The 17,459-nt window shown below is 71.9% G+C and carries 15 protein-coding genes; 5 read left to right on the top strand and 10 right to left on the bottom strand.

Going from position 1 to position 17,459, the window contains the following annotated elements:
- Window positions 1-71 precede the first annotated feature (71 nt).
- On the top strand, window positions 72-1,244 hold the full coding sequence (locus NQO67_RS04945) for a fumarylacetoacetate hydrolase family protein (protein ID WP_255947009.1): 1,173 nt from the start codon (window positions 72-74) through the stop codon (window positions 1,242-1,244).
- Complete coding sequence (locus NQO67_RS04940; protein WP_255946993.1) at window positions 1,241-2,668, top strand: FAD-binding oxidoreductase; 1,428 nt, start codon at window positions 1,241-1,243, stop codon at window positions 2,666-2,668. Before NQO67_RS04945 ends, NQO67_RS04940 begins: the two co-directional genes overlap by 4 nt.
- Before the next feature lie 67 nt (window positions 2,669-2,735).
- Here NQO67_RS04940 and NQO67_RS04935 read toward each other — a convergent pair whose 3' ends face one another.
- Window positions 2,736-3,380, bottom strand: coding sequence for an NADPH-dependent F420 reductase (locus NQO67_RS04935; RefSeq protein WP_255946982.1), 645 nt, complete (start codon window positions 3,378-3,380; stop codon window positions 2,736-2,738).
- Between the two features lie 332 nt (window positions 3,381-3,712).
- Window positions 3,713-3,997 (bottom strand): hypothetical protein, encoded by a 285-nt coding sequence (locus tag NQO67_RS04930; RefSeq protein ID WP_255946980.1) that lies wholly within the window; start codon window positions 3,995-3,997, stop codon window positions 3,713-3,715.
- Between the two features lie 505 nt (window positions 3,998-4,502).
- Between NQO67_RS04930 and NQO67_RS04925 the strand changes: the two genes are divergently transcribed.
- Both NQO67_RS04925 and NQO67_RS04920 read left to right on the top strand, forming a co-directional pair.
- The gene (locus NQO67_RS04925) at window positions 4,503-5,600 is read left to right on the top strand and encodes a glycoside hydrolase family 53 protein (protein WP_308295628.1); all 1,098 of its coding nucleotides are present in this window, start codon (window positions 4,503-4,505) and stop codon (window positions 5,598-5,600) included.
- A 245-nt stretch (window positions 5,601-5,845) separates the two neighbouring features.
- Window positions 5,846-6,289 carry a GNAT family N-acetyltransferase gene (locus tag NQO67_RS04920; protein WP_255946976.1) on the top strand — a complete coding sequence of 148 codons (444 nt, stop codon included), beginning with the start codon at window positions 5,846-5,848 and terminating at the stop codon, window positions 6,287-6,289.
- A 75-nt stretch (window positions 6,290-6,364) separates the two neighbouring features.
- Here the strand turns inward: NQO67_RS04920 and NQO67_RS04915 are convergent, their stop codons facing one another.
- The 3 genes from NQO67_RS04915 to NQO67_RS04905 all read right to left on the bottom strand — a co-directional run bounded on the left by NQO67_RS04915 (window position 6,365) and on the right by NQO67_RS04905 (window position 10,271).
- Window positions 6,365-6,997, bottom strand: a complete 633-nt coding sequence (locus tag NQO67_RS04915; protein ID WP_255946975.1) for a LysE family transporter — start codon at window positions 6,995-6,997, stop codon at window positions 6,365-6,367.
- A 207-nt stretch (window positions 6,998-7,204) separates the two neighbouring features.
- Window positions 7,205-7,948 (bottom strand): sulfite exporter TauE/SafE family protein, encoded by a 744-nt coding sequence (locus NQO67_RS04910; RefSeq protein ID WP_255946973.1) that lies wholly within the window; start codon window positions 7,946-7,948, stop codon window positions 7,205-7,207.
- Between the two features lie 115 nt (window positions 7,949-8,063).
- Entirely contained in the window at window positions 8,064-10,271 is a 2,208-nt protein-coding gene (locus NQO67_RS04905; protein WP_255946971.1) for a glycoside hydrolase family 127 protein, read from the bottom strand.
- Window positions 10,272-10,556: 285 nt separating this feature from the next.
- Here NQO67_RS04905 and NQO67_RS04900 point away from each other — a divergent pair, with 285 nt between their 5' ends.
- Window positions 10,557-11,870 (top strand): alpha/beta fold hydrolase, encoded by a 1,314-nt coding sequence (locus tag NQO67_RS04900; protein WP_255946969.1) that lies wholly within the window; start codon window positions 10,557-10,559, stop codon window positions 11,868-11,870.
- 263 nt (window positions 11,871-12,133) lie between these two features.
- Here NQO67_RS04900 and NQO67_RS04895 read toward each other — a convergent pair whose 3' ends face one another.
- From NQO67_RS04895 to NQO67_RS04875, 5 genes are all read right to left on the bottom strand, one after another.
- On the bottom strand, window positions 12,134-12,967 hold the full coding sequence (locus tag NQO67_RS04895; RefSeq protein WP_255946967.1) for a MerR family transcriptional regulator: 834 nt from the start codon (window positions 12,965-12,967) through the stop codon (window positions 12,134-12,136).
- 119 nt (window positions 12,968-13,086) lie between these two features.
- Complete coding sequence (locus NQO67_RS04890) at window positions 13,087-14,589, bottom strand: pyridoxal phosphate-dependent decarboxylase family protein (protein WP_255946965.1); 1,503 nt, start codon at window positions 14,587-14,589, stop codon at window positions 13,087-13,089.
- 134 nt (window positions 14,590-14,723) lie between these two features.
- Window positions 14,724-15,869: an RNA polymerase sigma factor gene (locus tag NQO67_RS04885; RefSeq protein WP_255948406.1), complete on the bottom strand. Its 1,146-nt coding sequence runs from the start codon at window positions 15,867-15,869 to the stop codon at window positions 14,724-14,726.
- 8 nt (window positions 15,870-15,877) lie between these two features.
- Window positions 15,878-16,285, bottom strand: coding sequence for a YciI family protein (locus NQO67_RS04880; protein ID WP_255946963.1), 408 nt, complete (start codon window positions 16,283-16,285; stop codon window positions 15,878-15,880).
- A gap of 158 nt (window positions 16,286-16,443) precedes the next feature.
- Window positions 16,444-17,427, bottom strand: a complete 984-nt coding sequence (locus NQO67_RS04875; RefSeq protein WP_255946961.1) for an aminoglycoside phosphotransferase family protein — start codon at window positions 17,425-17,427, stop codon at window positions 16,444-16,446.
- Window positions 17,428-17,459: the final 32 nt, after the last annotated feature.

Here is a 17,459-nt window from a genome sequence, read left to right as displayed (position 1 = left end):
GACACGCCCCGCCGGGACCGGCGGAGGTGCGCCCCGTGCCCGCACCGCAGAGCACTGTTGCAGGAGGAACGTTGGATCCGACCGCTGTGTCGCCCGCAGTCGTACTCCCCGAGGACGCCGGCCGCGCCGCCCTCATAGCCCGTGTGCAGGAGCCGGAGTGGGGCGGCCCCTGTGTCGCCGCGGTGCGCGGCGAGGACGTCGTCGACCTGACCGCCGTCGCCCCGACCGTCACCGACCTGCTGGAACGCGACGACGCCGCGGACATCGTGCACAGTGCTCCCGGCGGCCGCAGCTGGCCGCTGGCCGATCTGCTCCAGGCCACCGCCACCGGCCGCCGCGACGTGCCGCACCTGCTCGCCCCCATCGATCTGCAACTGATCAAGGCGGCCGGGGTGACCTTCGCCCGAAGCATGCTGGAACGGGTCATCGAGGAGCGCACCGGCGGCGACCCCGCCCAGGCCGAGCGGGTGCGGGAACGCGTCGGGCAGGCGGTCGGCGGCGCCCTCGCCAACGTGCGCGCCGGTTCCCCCGAAGCCGCCCGGGCGAAGGAGCTGCTGATCGCCGAGGGGCTGTGGTCGCAGTACCTGGAGGTCGGCATCGGCCCCGACCCCGAGGTCTTCACCAAGGCACCCGTCCTGTCCGCGGTCGGCACCGGCGCCGACATCGGCGTACTGGCCGCCTCCGTGTGGAACAACCCCGAGCCCGAAGCGGTCCTCGCCGTCGACTCCCGCGGCCGGGTGCGGGGCGCCACGCTCGGCAACGACGTCAACCTCAGGGACATCGAGGGCCGTAGCGCCCTGCTGCTGCCACGCGCCAAGGACAACAACGCCTCCTGCGCCGTCGGCCCGTTCATCCGCCTCTTCGACGACGACTTCACCCTCGACGACGTGCGCGCACTCGACATCGAGCTGCGGGTGGAGGGCAAGGACGGCTACGTCCTGGCGGGCCTGAGCTCGATGCGTGAGATCAGCCGTGACGTGCTGGATCTGGTGGCGTCCGTGCACGGCGCGCACCATCAGCACCCGGACGGCTTCGTGCTGTTCACCGGCACCCTGTTCGCGCCCACCGAGGACCGCTCCGCGCCCGGCGAGGGCTTCACCCATGAGCACGGCGACCTGGTGCGGATCTCCAGCCCCCGGCTCGGCGCCCTGGTGAACACGGTCACCACCAGCGAGGAGGCACCACCGTGGGAGTTCGGCATCACCGCCTTGATGCGCAACCTGGCGGCCAGGGGCCTGCTGTGAGTACGGTCCTGGACACCGCGCTGGCCGAGCTGGCGGCGGGACTGCCGGACGGCGCGCTGGTCACCGACCCCGACGTGCTCGCCGCGCACCGCAGCGACCGCGCCCCGTTCTGCCCGAGCGGCCGCCCCGCCGCCCTGGTACGCGCCCGCAGCACCGACGACGTCTCCCTGGTGCTGCGTACCGCCCATGCGCACCGCATCCCGGTCGTGCCGCAGGCCGCCAGGACCGGTCTCGCGGGCGGCGCCAACGCCATCGAGGGCTGCATCCTGCTGTCCGTGGAGCGCATGGACCGCATCCTGGAGATCGACACCGTCGACCAGGTCGCCGTGGTCGAGGCCGGCGTGGTGAACGCGGTGTTCTCCCGCGCCGTGGCCGAGCGCGGCCTGTTCTACCCGCCGGACCCGTCCTCCTGGGAGGAGTCCACCCTCGGCGGCAACGCGGCCACCAACGCGGGCGGCCTGTGCTGCGTCAAGTACGGCGTGACCGCGGACTTCGTGCGGGGCCTGACCGTCGTGCTCGCCGACGGTTCCGTGCTGCGTACCGGACGGCGCACCGCCAAGGGCGTCGCCGGCTACGACCTGACCCACCTGTTCGTCGGGTCCGAGGGCACCCTCGGCGTCATCACCGAGGTCACGCTGGCGCTGCGGCCGGCCGCGCAGGCCCCGCTGACCGCCGTCGCGTTCTTCCCCACCCCTGCCGCGGCGTGCGCCGTGGTCAGCGACTACATGGCCGACGGCACCCGGCCCAGCCTGCTGGAGCTGATGGACCGCCCCACCATGGACGTCGTCTCGGCCTACCGGGACCTCGGCTTCCCGCCGGACGCGGGCGCCGTCCTCATCACCCAGTCGGACCGTGGTGAGCAGGCCGCGGCGGACCTGAAGCGGTTCGCGGACATCGCCGCCGTGCACGACGGCGACGCGATCGTCTCCGAGGACCCGGCCGAGGCCGAGATGCTGCTGGCCGCCCGCCGCCTGGTCGCGGTGGCCACCGAGAGCCTCGGGGCCTATCTCGCCGACGACGTGTGCGTGCCCCGCCGGATGCTGGCCGAACTCGTCGACCGCGTGCAGGACGTCGCACGCGCGCACGGGGTGCGCATCACCTGCGTCGCACACGCCGGGGACGGCAACCTCCATCCGCACGTGCTCTTCGACCCGGCCGACCCGGACCAGGTCGAGCGCGCGCACCGGGCGTTCGGCGCGGTGATGGACCTCGGTCTGGAACTGGGCGGCACCATCACCGGCGAACACGGTGTCGGTGTCCTCAAGCGTGACTGGCTTACCAAGGAACTCGGCCCGGTCGGCGTGCGGGTGCACCGCGACATCAAGCACACCTTGGACCCGCGCGGCATCCTCAACCCCGGCAAGGTCCTCGCCGCGGCCGGAACCACGGCGGATGCCGTCGCCGGCGACGTCGGCACGGCGTGACCTCATGGGCTCGGGGCAGGGCGCCCCGGGCTCTCGGGCCGCGTTGGGCCGTCGGGCCCGATGCTGCTCAGGCCCGGGCCGCGCTGGCGCCGGCCCCGACGGCTCCGCTCAGCTCGTCCGCGGACAGCTCCGCGCCGTAGACGCGGCTGCCCGGCTGGTGTTTGCGCCCGCCCAGGCCCAGGTCACCGGCGTCCACCGGGTCGAAGCCGATGTCACGGATCAGCCCGGAGACGACGGCCTTGGCCTCCCAGTCGGTGCCGGACACGGGGATCGCGAGACGGCCCGGGTCGCCCTTGGGCAGGCCTCGGTCGCGGAGGTTCTCCCAGTAGATGGCGTTGAACGCCTTGACGAGGTTCGCGCCGGTGAAGGCCCTGATCTTCTCGCTGGACGTGGTGATGTCGGCGTCGAGTTCGGGGTCGTGTCCGTCGCGTTCCGGATAGTAGTTGCAGGTGTCGACGACGACCTTGCCGTGGAGCTGCTCGGCAGGCAGCTCGCGGAAGCGGCCATAGGGGATCGTCACCACCACGACCTGCCCGTGGTCCGCCGCCTCGGCGGCGGTCGTCGCCCGCACGGAGCTGCCGAGCTCCTGGACCAGATCGGTCAGGGTCTCGGGCCCCCGGGAATTGCTGAGGGCCACGTCGTGGCCGATGCGGGCGAAGTGCCGGGCGAGGGTGGCGCCGATTCGCCCCGCTCCGATGATGCCGATCTTCATGAGCGTCTCCAGATCTGCTGCGGACCGCCGAGGACGCGGCGCGGGCCGCCGCAGTCCCCGCCGCCGAAGCCCTCACCGCCTCGCAGGCTCCACCGGCTCGCGGCTCGCGCAGCCGAGCCCCGCTCGGGCGCCCTGGCCCACCACGGGTGACCCGGCCACTGCCGGCGAAACCCGTGGCCCGCGGTGCCCGCGGTGCCGGTGGTGCACGGCGGGGGTGCGGCCCGCGTCCCGGCCCCCACCCGCCGGCCCCCGGCAGCACATGACGGCTGGTTTGAGGCTCAGAGCCTCCTCAACGGCTCAAGGGAGGCGATCAGCGGAGGCTGCCGCGACGGTCAGGACTGCTCGCTGCTCCCTGCTGCCGGCCGACCAGTTCCGGACCCACGCCCCCAGTGGTCACCAGGTGACAGGATCGGCTCCTTGCGTTCTGCTTGGGCACGGATCTCCACGTGAGATGCGTGCGCCGTGGCGCGGAACGCCTCCTCGTACGAGGCCAGGGCGGCACCCACCGCCCCACCGGCGAGGCCACGGCGACGCATGCGCGACGCCAACCACGCAAAGAAGCCCAGGGCCACGGCGAGGAAGCCCACCAGGATCAGGAGCGGTACGACGGCATCCATGGGCGGGAGTCTAGGGCGCTGGTCCGCGACGAGCACTGCGCACCATCGGTGCCGCCGCGCGCAGCCGGCTGATCAACTCCCCGCAGGGACCTCGTGGCGGACCACGGCGTCGGACGCGATCACGCACATTCTGCGTGCTGCCATCCCACCGCGGATTTCGAGGGGCGGGGTTCGTGACGGGGTGTTCGTGGACGAGGGCAGACGCCGGGGGTCCGTCGAAACACCCCACTGATTGACGTGGCCATGGCATACTGCTGGCGGCAAGCGCTTTCTATCTCCACTGCGACGGGGCTCGGGGCGGCCCGACGGACGAGGCAGAGGTGCTGCGCCGGTCGGAGGCGGGTTCGGCGCCGCACCGGGCGGCCCGGCACGGCCTGGCCGCATCCGCTCGCGCCACGGGGCGCAGGGCGCCGGCGGCGATCGGTATCCACCGGACTCCGGCCGGACGTTTCTGCGGAATTTCCTAGCGAAGGAGATCGCCTTGACGAAGGTCAGATTCGGACGCATGGCGAAGGCCGCCCTGCTGGCGGCGGCCATGGCCCTGCCGGCGGCCCTGCTCACCACGCCGCCCCCTGCCGCCGCCCTGAACTCGCTGAGCATGCTCGGCGCCGACGTGTCCACCGCCCAGCGCGCCCTGGACCTCGGTGCCACGTACTACGACGCCAACGGCACCGCCAAGGACCCGCTCGACATCCTCAAGTCCGCCGGCGTGAACTACGTCCGCCTGCGCGTCTGGAACAACCCGGCCAGCGGCTACAACAACAAGGCGAAGGTGCTCCAGTACGCCAAGACGGTCAAGGCCAAGGGCCTGAAGCTGCTGGTGGACTTCCACTACTCCGACACCTGGGCCGACCCGGGCAAGCAGTACAAGCCCGCCGCCTGGTCGAGCCACGGCATCGGCCAGCTCCAGACCGACGTCTACGACTACACCTACGACGTGTGCAACAGCCTGAAGGCCCAGGGCACCACGCCGGACAGCGTGCAGATCGGCAACGAGATCAACGTCGGCATGCTGTGGGACGACGGCAAGGTGATCAACAACGACTTCACCAACCTCAGCCTGCTGCTCAAGTCCGGCTACAACGCGACCAAGGCGTGTAACAGCGGTACCAAGGTGATCATCCACACGGCGGACGCCGACAGCGACGCGAACGCACGCTGGTTCTACGACGGGATCAAGGCCAAGGGCGTCTCCTGGGACATCACCGGTCTTTCGTACTACTGCATGTGGCACGGCTCGATGTCCACCATGTCCTCCGTGGTCTCCGACATGCGGTCCCGCTACGGCAAGGACGTGGTCATCGCCGAGACGGCCTACCCCTTCACCGCGGACAACGCCGACAGCACCGGCAACTCCGTCACCTCCGGGTGCTCCGGCTACCCGCTCACCTGGGAGGGCCAGGCCGCCAACTTCACCGACGTGCAGAACACCGCGCGCAGCGCGGGCGCCATCGGCGTCTTCTACTGGGAGCCGACCTGGTACGCCGTTCCCGGCAACGGCTGGGACCCGGCCAACATCTCCGGCAGCGGGGACGGCTGGGACAACATGGCCGTCTTCGACTGGACCGGCCATCTGAACCCGAACATCAAGTGGACTTCGTGACCGGCTCACCCCCGCGTCCGGCCTGAGCGCACGGTGTGGGCGCGGGCTCCTGCTCGGCGGCCGTGGAGCGCACCAGAGGCTCCCGCCGGTACACCGAGCGGAGCCCGCGCCTCCCGGCACCGCGCTTATTGCATGTCGCGCACGGCGCGGGGCAATTAGGGTGCCGCCCAGTGCACGCGCCGCGCACCAGGCGCGGGCGCGAAGCGTGTTTCTTGCGTTGTCCCGAGGCGAGACGGAGCACGGACGTGGAGATCAGCAGGGCGACGGTGGCGGACGCCGAGGTCATCGCGACGATCCTCAACGAGATCCAGGAGTACTACGGCGACCGCCCCGCACCGCAGGAGCTCGACCAGATCAAGGACGCCCTGTTCGGGGAGCGGCCGCTGGCGACGGTCCTCCTCGCCCGCGACGGTGCCGAGGTGCTCGGGTTCGCGTCGTACACGTTGCTGTGGCCGGCGAGCGGCGCCCACACCAGCCTGTATCTCAAGGAGTTGTTCGTCAGGGCTGCGGCACGCCGCAGGGGTGTCGCCCGCGCCCTGATGGCTGCGCTCCGCGAGGCGGCCCGGGATGCGGGCTGTACGCGCATCGAGTGGACCGCCGACACCGACAACCCGCCGGCGCTCGCCCTCTACGAGGCACTCGGGGCAGCACCCCTGCCGGTCAAGGTGTTCTACCGGACGCGCCTGTGACCGCGGGTCGGCATCGCGTCCGCCGGGCCCCGGCCCGGGCGTTCCGGGGTGGGCTTCTCGTGCGGTCGGGCGGTGTCATGACGCCGGGACGACCAGTCGGATGGCGAGTGCGGTGATCAGGACGCTGGACGCCATGGCGGTGACGACCCGCCCGCGGGAGCCGGTCAACACGCGCCCGAGCAGCGTTCCACCACCGGCCAGGAGCAGTTGCCAGCTGGCGGATGCGGTGCAGGCGGCGAGGGTGAAGACGGCCTGTTCCAGGTGGTGTGGGGCCGCCGCGGTCTGGCTGCCCAGCACCAGCGCCGCGAAGTAGATCACGGTGATGGGGTTCATCATCGTGACCCCCAGCAGCCCCAGATAGGCCCGTGCGGGGCTGAGGACGGCCTCGTCGGTGCGCGCCGCCGCCGGTCCGTTGCGGTACTGGTCGAGTGCCGTCGTGCCGCTGCGGACCGCCAGTGCGACGAGCACCACGGCCGATCCCCAGCGCAGCGGAAGGGTGATCGGTGCGATGACGTCGGCGAGCGTGGCGCCCCCCACGGTGGCGATCAGCGCATAGAGGCCGTCAGCCGTCGCCACACCCAGTCCGGCACACGCACCGATGGTCAAGGAGGTCCGCGCCGTGAGCGCCACCAGATAGGCCGAGACCGCTCCGACCGGCATGGCGATGCCGTATCCGGCGAGGAGTCCCGCCACCAGGGCGGCGGTCATGACCGAAGGAGCTTCGGCCTCCCCAGGCGGTCCTGCTGCTGCTGGACTCGCACCGATCGGGCGGCGGAGGTCAGCGGCAGGGATGCGGTGGTCGTGGTCATGGGCAGATCCTGTCGGTGCCGTCGTGGCCACGGCAACTCAATTTCGGCAGGGTCGGCCGATCGGGCGGCCCGAGCCGTCCCGAGCGCGCGCACCCGCCACGGCAGCTCACCGTTTGCAGAGTTGCCACAGGCCCCGCACCAGCGTGATCAGCCCTCCGGCCAGGGACAACAGCATCACGGCGCGCCGGACCCACGCCTGCGGGACGCGCCGGGTGAGCGCTTCGCCGACCAGGGTCCCGATCGCCAGCCCGCCCCCGGCCACCAGCCAGGTCCCCGTGGTGAGCGCGGGCAGGCCGTTGGCGGCCACCGAGAACACGTTCAGCACCACGCCGTAGAACAGGGCGTTGGGCACGAACTGCGCCATCGGCCAGTCGGCGTTCGCCGCGTACAGCGACAACGCCGGACCGCCCACGCCGGCCGCCGCGTTCATGAACCCGCTCGCCCCGCCCGCCATCACGGCGCCGCGCGTGCCCCGCAGCGACGCCACCCGGACTCCGGCGAGCACCAGCAGGGCGACAGCGCTGACCGCCGCCCCCAGGAAGGCGAACAGCACGGGCGCCGGCAACCGGGCCGCCGTGGCCGTCCCCAGCGGTACGGCGCAGGCCGCCGCGACGACCAGCACGGTCATCGCCGGCAAGCGCACCTGCCGCCAGGTGCCGGCGAGGCCGATCGCGCTGACCACGCCGGTCGCGCAGTTGGACAGCGCGACCCCGTCCTGCGGGCCCAGCAGCAGCCCCAGCGCGGGCACCGACAACAGCGCGAACCCGATGCCCGTCATGCGCTGCGCCAGGGCCCCGACCGTGACGGTGGCGCCCAGCGCCGCGGCGACGACGAAATGGCCCTGTCCCATGGTCAAGAACCACCCGATCGCCGCACACCACGATCGTGGCACATGCCGATCTCTCGCGTGTACCCGGACGAACATCCGGCCGAGCACCGCACCGCACCGGCCGGAGCGAGACGGGTCAGGCCGGCAGGTCGGCCCGGGCGGCGGCCTCGATCACCGTGTGCCGCTGGTCCGCCGTCAGCTGGCCCGCGGCCACCCGCTCGTCGGCGACCTCGGTGACCGCCTGCACCAGCCCGCCCGGGTCCGTGAACGGGCCGCGGTCCCAGACCTCGTCGAGGAACGTGAGGCCGTTCGACCCGGGGCGGTTCTCGATGCCGGTGGCGGTGGAGCCGAAGACGATCTCGGGCTCGGCCCGCCTGACGTACATGTGGTACGCGTCGGTGGTGTCGACGAAGAAGGGCACCAGGGTCAGACCGTTCGCGGTGAACGTCATCGGCTCGCCGGTCGGGCGGATGACCCGGCTCAGGTCACGGCTGAGCGGGTAGTCCCGGTACAGGGTCAGGTTCTGGTACTGCGTCGCCGAGCTGCGGACCACCAGGGGCACCGGACCGTAGGCGACGGCCTGGGTGGCCGGGTCGTCCAGGGCGCGTTCGATGCGCAGCGTGAACGGCGCGGCGATCTCCACCCGGTCGCCGCTGCGCCAGGTGCGGTTCAGCGAGACGTAGCCGCCGGGCGTGGCGTCGACCTGCTGCACGGTGCCGTTGAGCCGCACGGTGAAGCCGTGCTCGACCCAGTAGGGGACCCGTAGCCGCAGGTCGAGGGGGCCGCTGCCGGTCACGGTGAGGGTGCTGGTGCCGGCCGGGTCGGTCGGGTAGTCGGTGGACTGGGTGAGCTTCAGCCCGCGCTCCGGCCAGTCGAGGGTGGACGGCAGATACAGGTTCACGTACAGCGTGGCGCCGTCCACCGAGCTGAAGTAGACGGAGTCCTGGAACTTCGCGTGCGTCTCCAGACCGGTGCCGCCGCAGCAGGTGCCGAGGTTGCCGTACTCGCGCCTGGCACCGGGGTTCACGGGCACGAAGTAGGTCAGCAACGGGTCGCTGTCGCTGGAGGTGTTGCGCCGTGAGGCCAGGATCTGGCCGTACAGGGCGCGCTCGTAGTACTGCATGTACTTCGGGTCAGCGGTGTGGAAGAACAGGCTCCGGCTCAGCTTGAGCATGTTGTAGACGCAGCAGGTCTCGGCGTTGTCCTTCTGGATGGTCGCGGCGATGACGTCCCTCTTGCCGAAGATCTCGCCGGAGCCGGCCATGCCGCCGTCGACGTACGTGCGGTGCGGCACCACCATGTCCCAGAAGTTCCGCGCGGCCGTGAAGTACTTCTCGTCCCCGGTCTGCTCGTAGATCTCCAGGTACCCCTGGTACTGCGGGATGTGCTGGTTGGCGTGCTCGCCGTCGAGGGTGTCCTGGTTCGCCACGGCGGCCTCGAAGAGGTACGTGTTGTCGAAGCACTTCGCGGTCGTCAGGTACCGCTCGTCGCCGGTGAGCGCGTACAGGTCGGCCATGACGACCGGCATCGCGTTGTACTCGCCGGCGATGTAGATCTTCCACATCCGGTCCAGCTGGGTCCTGGGCAGGTGCCCGAGCCGGCTGTACGCCCAGTCGCCCATGCCACGCACGATGTCGAACGCCTGTGCGCTGCCGGCGTGCTGGTGGGCGTCGAGCAGCCCCCGCATGATCATGTGGCAGGTGTACCAGGGCGCCCAGATGGTCGGGTACGTGGCGTACTGCTCCAGCTTGATGTACTGCGTCTCGGGGTACGCCGCCAGATAGCCGGCGTGGCTCGGCGCGGCCGGGTCGTCCGTGCCGACCAGGGCGGCCAGCGCGTCCTGGCACTCGCCGAGCGCCGTGACCATGGCGTCGACCTTGTCCCTGTATGCCTGCTCGCCGGTGCCGGCGTACGCGAGGCTGAGGGCGCTGAGGAAGTGGCCGGCGTAGTGGCCCCGCAGGTTGCCGTCCGCGGTCTCCCAGCCGCCGGGCGGCTGGGCGCCGTGCGTGTCGAGACCGGCGTTGGTGCGGAAGACGGCGAGCATGCGGTCGGCGGGATAGGCGTGCAGGAAGTTCAGCACCCGGTCGCGGTTGGCCGTGAACGGGCTCGACGCCAGCGTCACACGGGTGTTGTCGAACGGCTTGACGACCCAGGAGGAGGGGACGGATAGCGTCCGCCCCGCCGCCCCGCCGGCCACCGTTTCCCGCACGTCCCCCGCGCGTGCCTCCGCGGGCGCCGCAGCCCCGGCCGCCGCCGGGAACATTGCCTGGAAGGCCGGGATGGCGGTGGCGAGGGCGGTCAGCCGCAGGGCGTCGCGGCGTGAGAACCGCGAGAACTCTGACATGGTGTCTCCTCGGTCGGGGCGGAGGGCCACGGTGGTCCGGCGCGGTGTCACTGCCTCATCGTTCGATATACCGACATGTGTTCGAGAATCTGAAGGACAGTATGAGGGCCGGCCCCGGAGAGTCAATGGGAACGGAACGCACAGGTCGACGGCGCCCGACGAGCCGACGACGGCAGGCGCGTGGCCCGGTGCGCGTGGCAGGAGACGAAGCCGTGGAAGCGGCCCGAGACGGAGCCGTGGCACCCGATGGATCGAAGGAAACGGAACGAGAGGAGGGAACCGGGAGTGATCACCGCCGAATACACCCTGCCCGGTGTCCACGTACGGGACCATCGGGTGCGTGTGCCGCTCGACTGGGCGGTGCGTGGTGGCCCGGAGCTGTCGCTGTTCGCCAGGGAACTGGTGGACCCGGCGCGACGTGGCGAGGATCTGCCGTGTCTGCTGTACCTCCAGGGCGGCCCCGGCGGCAAGTCCCCCCGACCGCTCGGCCCCGCGGACGGCGGTTGGCTCGCCCCGGCGCTGCGCGCGTTCCGGGTGGTCCTGCTCGACCAGCGCGGCACCGGCCGCAGCTCACCCGTCGACGGCCGGGTGATGGAGTCCTTCGACTCGGCCACGCAAGGCGCCGACTTCCTGTGCCACTTCCGCGCCGACTCCATCGTGGCCGACGCCGAGCACCTGCGCCGCACCGTCTTCGGCGGACGGCCCTGGGTCACCCTCGGCACGAGTTACGGCGGCTTCCTCACCCTGACCTATCTCTCCCGGGCGCCCGAGGGCCTCACCGCCTGCCTGGTGGCGGGCGGACTCGCGGCGATCCCGCCGTCCGCGGCGGAGGTCTACCGGCGCACCTATCCCCGCGTCGCAGCCAAGAACCGCATCTTCCAGCGGCGCTACCCGGCAGACGCCGACATCGTGCACCGGGTGGCCGATCTGCTGGCCGCCGGGGACGTACGGCTGCCTGACGGGGACGTGCTGACGGTGCGCCGGTTCCAGCTCCTCGGGCTCGCCTTCGGCATGAAGTCCGGCTTCGAGCGAGTGCACTGGATCCTCGACGAGGCGTTCGCCGACGAGGGGCGCGAACGTTTCACGGACACCTTCCTCGGCGAGGTCTGGAACAGGACCGCGTTCGCCGACCGCCCGCTCTTCACGGTCCTCCAGGAATCCATCTACGGCAGCGGCACCGGCGGCGCACCCAGCGCGTGGGCCGCCGAACGCGAACGCGCCCGGCATCCCGCCTTCGCTCCCGACGCCCGGCCGCTGCTGTTCACCGGCGAGATGATCTACCCCTGGATGTTCGACGAGATCGGGCCGCTCCGTCCGTTCGCCCCCGCCGCCGAGCAACTCGCCGCACGCGCCTCCTGGTCCGAGCTGTACGCCCCCGACCGCCTCGCCGCCAACGCGGTGCCGGTGGCGTCGGTCGTCTTCCACGACGACATGTACGTCGACGCGGACCTTCAGCTCCGGACCGCGGCCGAGGTCGGCAACGTCCACACCTGGGTGACGAACGAGTACGAGCACGACGGTATCCACGAGGACGCGCGGGTCTTCAGCCGCCTGATGGGGATGCTGAGGGACACGGGGCAGCTGCCCGGGGGCTGGTAGCGCCGGCCGAGGGGCGGTGTGTCCCCGGACCGTCGCCCGCCGTGCGTCCACCGTCCCTCCACCGGGCGTCCGACCACGGCGGAACGCCTCAGCCGGCGGCGATCGTCCGGGTGATCCGGTCCAGGTGCGACGTCGTACTTCCGGCCGACCGGAAGGCCCCGGGTCTGCGCCGGGTACTACGCCCTCGGTTCGGACAGGATGCGGGCACCGCCGCCGCCACCGCACACGCGGCCAGCACGGCGACGACGGCCGTCAGACACCCCCTAGTCCCCGAGCGGGAACGCGATGTCGCAGACGAGCTCCTCCTCCTTGATGTCGTCCGGTTCGGCGACGTAGACCTCCCGGCAGGACAGCCGGCTACCGGCACGTGCCACGGCCTGGGGGCAGCACGCGACGGCGTCGTAGGCCGCGAGGATGGCGGGGTACGCCCACTGGGCCTTGGTGATGGTCGTGTAGGCCTCGTCGTGCGCGGGCTCGGTGCGGATGCCGATCGCGTCCGTCGGCTGGACGTGGTCGGGGCAGCCGAGGACGGCCTCGATGGGGCCGTCGCTGTCCGCGTCGACGATGCCGTGGAAGATCAGCGTGAACGGTCCGGTGGCCGCAGCGCCGGCCAGGTGCTGGGTGAACGCCGCCTTGGCCGCTCGGACGAAGCCGTCGGTCTCGGGGGCGCGGAGCCGGCGTTGGATGGACATGACGCGGCGGGCCGGAACGTGCCGGGTCTCGATCGGGAACATGGAACCGTCCTTCTCTCGCAGGGTGGACTGGACATGGCGGATGAGCAACCTGCGGTTGGTGTGCGCACGTTCGAGGTCGGCGAGCACGCGCTCCAGCCGTTCGACGGCGTGCTCCCCGGCGGTGGGGAGGTCGGCCAGGACGAGGGAGATGTCGGCCAGGCCGATGTCGGCGCCCCGGAGGAGACCGATGAGTTGTCCGGCGCGTACCTGGTCGACGCGGTAGCGCCGGTATCCGTTGGCGTCGGTGGTCGCCGGACGGAGCAGACCGGTCCGGTCGTAGAGCCGCAGTGCCTTGTGGGTCAGCCGGGTACGTTGCGCGAACTCGCCGATCGACAGGAGCACCCCCGCGGGATCAACAGCCATGCCCAGATCTTCGGCCCTGTCCCAAGGGCAGGGTCAAGGCAGGCGATGGTGAGCGCGGCGGCGCCACGCCGTCCGGGAAAGGACCTCGGAGGGCGTGGCGCAGGAGGCGCGGGCCGCGCCTAGGAGAGCGCGTTGCGTGCGTCGTGCACGGCACGGACGAGTTCGTCGATGTCCGCGGGCGTGGTGCGCAGGCTGATGACGCAGGCGCGCAGCGCCGCGCGCCCGTTCAGCCGGACGGGACTGATCCAGGCCCGACCACCGTCGACGACGGAGGCCGCGAGCGCGCTGTGGTGTTCCCATGCCGCGTCCGCCGGCACCCCGTCGGCTGCGGGGTCGGCGAAGCAGACCACGGGCAGCGGAGTGTCGTTGACGACCCTCCACCCGGCGCCGGTCAGCTGCCGGCGCAGGGCATCGGCCAGCTCGGCGTCACGCTCCACCTGCTCCGCGTATCCGGAGCGGCCGGCCACGGCGAGGCTGAGGAACAGCTTCAGGCCGGCGAACCGGCGGGACCACTGCTGGCTGGAGCTGTAGGGGTCGACGGCGCCCGGGACGTCGGCCGGCATGTAGGACGTGGTCACCCGGAACGTCTCCGCCAGCGCCTCCGCGTCGGTGCACAGCAGAGCGCCGGCGCCCATCGGCACGCTCATCCACTTGTGCGCGTCCACGGTCACCGAATCGGCGCGCTCGATCCCCGCCAGCGTGCCCTTCAGCCGATCCGACAGCGCCGCCGCACCGCCGTAGGCGGCGTCGACGTGGAACCACACGTCCTGTTCCCGGCAGAACCCGGCGAGCCGGGGCAACGGGTCGATGACTCCCGCTCCCGTCGTGCCGGCCGTACCGACCACCATGAACGGCAGGTCACCGGCCTCGCGATCCGCTGCCATCCGGGCCGCGAGCCGGTCCACGTCCAGCCGCAGCGCGGCGTCCACGGGCACCAGCCGCACCGCTTCGCGGCCGATGCCGGTCGCGTGGGCGATCTTCAGCCACGCCAGATGACTCTCCACGGACGCGTACAGCACGGGCCGCCCGGGCAGCGCCCGCAACCCGCCGGTGCCGTATTCGGGCCATGTCCGGGTCAACGCCAGCAGCGTCGCCGTCAGATTCGCCTCCGCGCCGCCACTGGTGAACGAACCGGTCACCGCATCGGCCGGATAACCCATGCAGGCGCCCAGGAAACGCAGCAGGTGCGCCTCGATCTCCGCGGCCGCCGGCGCATGCGACCACGCGGCCAGCTGCGGGTTGAACGCCGCCGCCAGGGTCTCGCCGACGACGCCCAGCAGGGTCGGCGTCGGATTGAACAACCCGAAGTAGCGGGGATGGGTCGTGTGGACGGTGTACTCCCGCAGCAAGGCGACGACCTCGTCGAGCACCGCACCGGGATCGGCCGGCGTGGCGAAGTCGTATGCGTCCACCGTCGAACGCAGCTGGGCGAGGTCGACCTTGCTGCTCACCGGCCGTCCGGCGATCTGCGCGCGCTCGTCCGTCAGTACGTCCATGACACGGCTCCACAACCAGTCCGCCGGGGCGGTGGGCGGGTCGAAGGAGGCGCGGCCCCGGGGAAAGACCGGTTCGGCGGACGGGGCGGTGCCCGCTTCGGCACGGGCAGATGCGTCATTGCTCATGAACGCCATGCTCACAGCCCTGTCCCGTCGGCCCAAGGGGCAGGAGCGACACCTGACGATGAGATCGGGACACGGCGTGCCGAGCTCGCACCCCGGCCGCCGCGCTCACCGACGACGTCGTCGAGCGCGGCCGGTCAGGGACGCCCGCGGGAGTTGAGCCGGGCGGCCTGGCGCGTCAGGTGGTTGACCTCGGCGAGGTTGGGGGCCTTTCGGGCTGCCTCGGCGTACAGCCGTGCCGCCGCCGTCAGGTCGCCGTCGCGTTCGTGCAGGTACGCCGCCACCGCGGTGTGACGCGGCACCGTGGCGTCCACTGCCGCGAGCGCCGCCAGGCCGGCGCGCGGTCCGTCGGCCTCGCAGACGGCGACCGCACGATTCAGCCGGACGACCGGGCTGTCCGTCAGGCGCACGAGTTCGTCGTACCACTCGACGATCTGCACCCAGTCGGTCTCCTCGGCGACGAGCGCGTCGGCGTGCAGTGCCGCGATGGCGGCCTGGGCCTGGAACTCGCCCAGCCGGTCGCGGGCGAGCGCCGCTTGCAGGATCTCGACGCCCTCGGCGATCGACGTGGTGTCCCACCGGCTGCGGTCCTGCTCGGCGAGCGGCACCAGGCTGCCGTCCGGCGCGGTCCGCGCAGCGCGCCGGGCGTGGTGGAGCAGCATGAGGGCAAGCAGCCCCGCCACCTCGGGATGGTCGATCGCGGCCGCGAGCTGCCGGGTGAGCCGGATGGCCTCGGCGGCGAGGTCGACGTCGCCGGTGTAGCCCTCGTTGAAGACCAGATAGAGGACGCGCAGCACGGTGGCGACGTCGCCGGTCCTGTCGAACCGCACCCCGGAGACGGTCCGCTTGGCCCGGCTGATCCGCTGCGCCATGGTCGCCTCGGGCACCAGGTAGGCCTGCGCGATCTGGCGGGTGGTGAGCCCGCCGACGGCGCGCAGCGTGAGAGCGACCGCGGACGACGGCGTCAGCGACGGGTGGGCGCACAGGAAGTACAGCTGGAGCGTGTCGTCCACCGCGGGAGCGGGCCCGGGCGCCGGCTCTTCGTCGACGAGGTCCTCACGCCGGCGGCGTGCGGCGTCCGCCCGGGTCGCGTCGAGGAACCGGCGCCAGGCCACGGTGACCAGCCAGCCCTTCGCGTCCCGCGGTGGGTCGGCCGGCCAGACGCGGACGGCCTCGACCAGCGCGTCCTGCACGGCGTCCTCGGCCGCCGCGAAGTCGGCTCCGCGGCGGACGAGGATCCCGAGGACGCTTGGTGTGAGACTCCGGAGCAGGGTCTCGTCCATCGATACGGTCACTCCGTGATGGTGGGGGGCGCCGCCAGGAACGGGCGCACCTCGAGCCATTCGTGGATCGGCTTGCCGTCCGCGCCGGGGGCGGCCGACAGCTCGCCGGCCAGTTCGACGGCGCGTTCCTTGCTGTCGACGTCGATCACCATCCAGCCGGCGATGAGGTCCTTGGTCTCGGGGAAGGGACCGTCGGTGACCGGAGGCCGGCCCTCACCGTCGTAGCGGACCCACATGCCCTCGGGGGCGAGCGCCTGACCGTCGACGAACTCGCCGGTCTCCCCGAGCCGGGCGGCGAAGTCCTCCATGTACTGCACGTGCGCCGTGATCTCCTCCGGCTTCCACTGGTCCATCGGCACGTTGTTGACCGCAGCAGGGGCGCCGCGGTAGTGCTTCAACAGCAGGTACTTGGCCATCGTGGTTCTCCTCGGTGCGGGTGCGGCCCATTGTGGTCGCGTTCACCCCGGGGACGGAGCCGGCCGCGGGTTCTCGACATCATCGCCGGAACTTTCCTGGAATTTTTTTCCGGCCACGCGGGCTGGGCAGGCGGAGCCGCCGACCCCGACGGACGCCCCTAGCGGTTGCCCGCCCTACGGCCGGACAGCCAGCGCAGGGAGGCCAGGCCGAGTCGGGTCATCATCTGCACCAGCCGCGGGTCGACGGAGCCGCCCATGGAGCAGGCCGTTGCCAGCAGGAATCCCGCCTGTGCCGAGATGAGGACGTCGACGGCTTCCGGCTCGACGCCGGTCAGCAGGGGGTGACGTGCGGCGAAGGGTTCCGGGTCGATGCCGCTGAGGGCCACGCTGCCCAGCAGCATCACCAGGTCGGCGTGCGCCGGCCCGATCCAGGCGTGCGGCCAGTCCACGAAGACCACCCGGTCGCCGGAGAGCAGGATGTTGAAGGGGTACAGGTCACCGTGGACCAGCGTCGTTCCGGCGGTCGCCGCGTCGAGCCGGGCCTCCAGGGAGAGGTACAGCTCCAGGTCGTCCGCGGCCCGGGGCGCGACCGTGGCCAGTCTCGCCCGCGCCGTGGGGCTGTGAGCCAGCCGCCCCCAACCGCCCAGGCGTGGTGGTGGCGCGGGAGCAGCGAGCCGTGGCGCCGGCGTCAGCTGCTCGGACAGGGTGGTGACGGCGTCGAGCACCCGCTCCAGTTCGGACATGCGCCACGGCTGGGCAGGAAGCACGCCATCGACGTCCTCGAAGACCAGCGCCACCCAACGGCCGTCGTCGTACGACCCCACCAGCCGCGGCACGGGCGCGCCGGAGGGCAGGGCGCCCGCCATCGCGACCTCGCGGCGGTGGAAGGCACCCACCCCGGGGGCGGCCGCTGCGTCGACGGCTTTCACGAAGGCCCTGCGTCCGTCGGCCAGCACCACACGGGAAGCGAGGCCTTCGGAGAACCCACCGGGCTGGCTGGTGGCGGTGGCCACCGAGCCGTGCAGCACCTCCTCGATCCCGACCGACACCGCGCGCGGCAGGTCGCGCCAGGAGATGCGTCTGCTGCCGGTGTGCAGGGGGAGGGCTTCGGGTTCGCCCCACGCCCCCGTGTCGTTCGACATGCAAGATCCTCCGCGCCGCGATACCGGTTCAG

Source organism: Streptomyces odontomachi (genome assembly GCF_024435355.1).
In the GTDB taxonomy this organism is placed as follows: Bacteria; Actinomycetota; Actinomycetes; order Streptomycetales; family Streptomycetaceae; genus Streptomyces; species Streptomyces odontomachi.
Note: the sequence above shows the minus strand (reverse complement) of the source record. Positions and strands in the feature narration are given on the sequence as shown.

What these genes read in the sequence shown, in the direction of transcription:
- NQO67_RS04935 (WP_255946982.1), bottom strand. Translation starts at nt 3,380, where the DNA reads ATGAAGATCGGCATCATCGGAGCGGGGCGAATCGGCGCCACCCTCGCC.
- NQO67_RS04930 (WP_255946980.1), bottom strand. Translation starts at nt 3,997, where the DNA reads ATGGATGCCGTCGTACCGCTCCTGATCCTGGTGGGCTTCCTCGCCGTG.
- NQO67_RS04925 (WP_308295628.1), top strand. Translation starts at nt 4,503, where the DNA reads ATGGCGAAGGCCGCCCTGCTGGCGGCGGCCATGGCCCTGCCGGCGGCC.
- NQO67_RS04915 (WP_255946975.1), bottom strand. Translation starts at nt 6,997, where the DNA reads ATGACCGCCGCCCTGGTGGCGGGACTCCTCGCCGGATACGGCATCGCC.
- NQO67_RS04910 (WP_255946973.1), bottom strand. Translation starts at nt 7,948, where the DNA reads ATGGGACAGGGCCATTTCGTCGTCGCCGCGGCGCTGGGCGCCACCGTC.
- NQO67_RS04905 (WP_255946971.1), bottom strand. Translation starts at nt 10,271, where the DNA reads ATGTCAGAGTTCTCGCGGTTCTCACGCCGCGACGCCCTGCGGCTGACC.
- NQO67_RS04895 (WP_255946967.1), bottom strand. Translation starts at nt 12,967, where the DNA reads ATGGCTGTTGATCCCGCGGGGGTGCTCCTGTCGATCGGCGAGTTCGCG.
- NQO67_RS04890 (WP_255946965.1), bottom strand. Translation starts at nt 14,589, where the DNA reads ATGAGCAATGACGCATCTGCCCGTGCCGAAGCGGGCACCGCCCCGTCC.
- NQO67_RS04885 (WP_255948406.1), bottom strand. Translation starts at nt 15,869, where the DNA reads ATGGACGAGACCCTGCTCCGGAGTCTCACACCAAGCGTCCTCGGGATC.
- NQO67_RS04880 (WP_255946963.1), bottom strand. Translation starts at nt 16,285, where the DNA reads ATGGCCAAGTACCTGCTGTTGAAGCACTACCGCGGCGCCCCTGCTGCG.
- NQO67_RS04875 (WP_255946961.1), bottom strand. Translation starts at nt 17,427, where the DNA reads ATGTCGAACGACACGGGGGCGTGGGGCGAACCCGAAGCCCTCCCCCTG.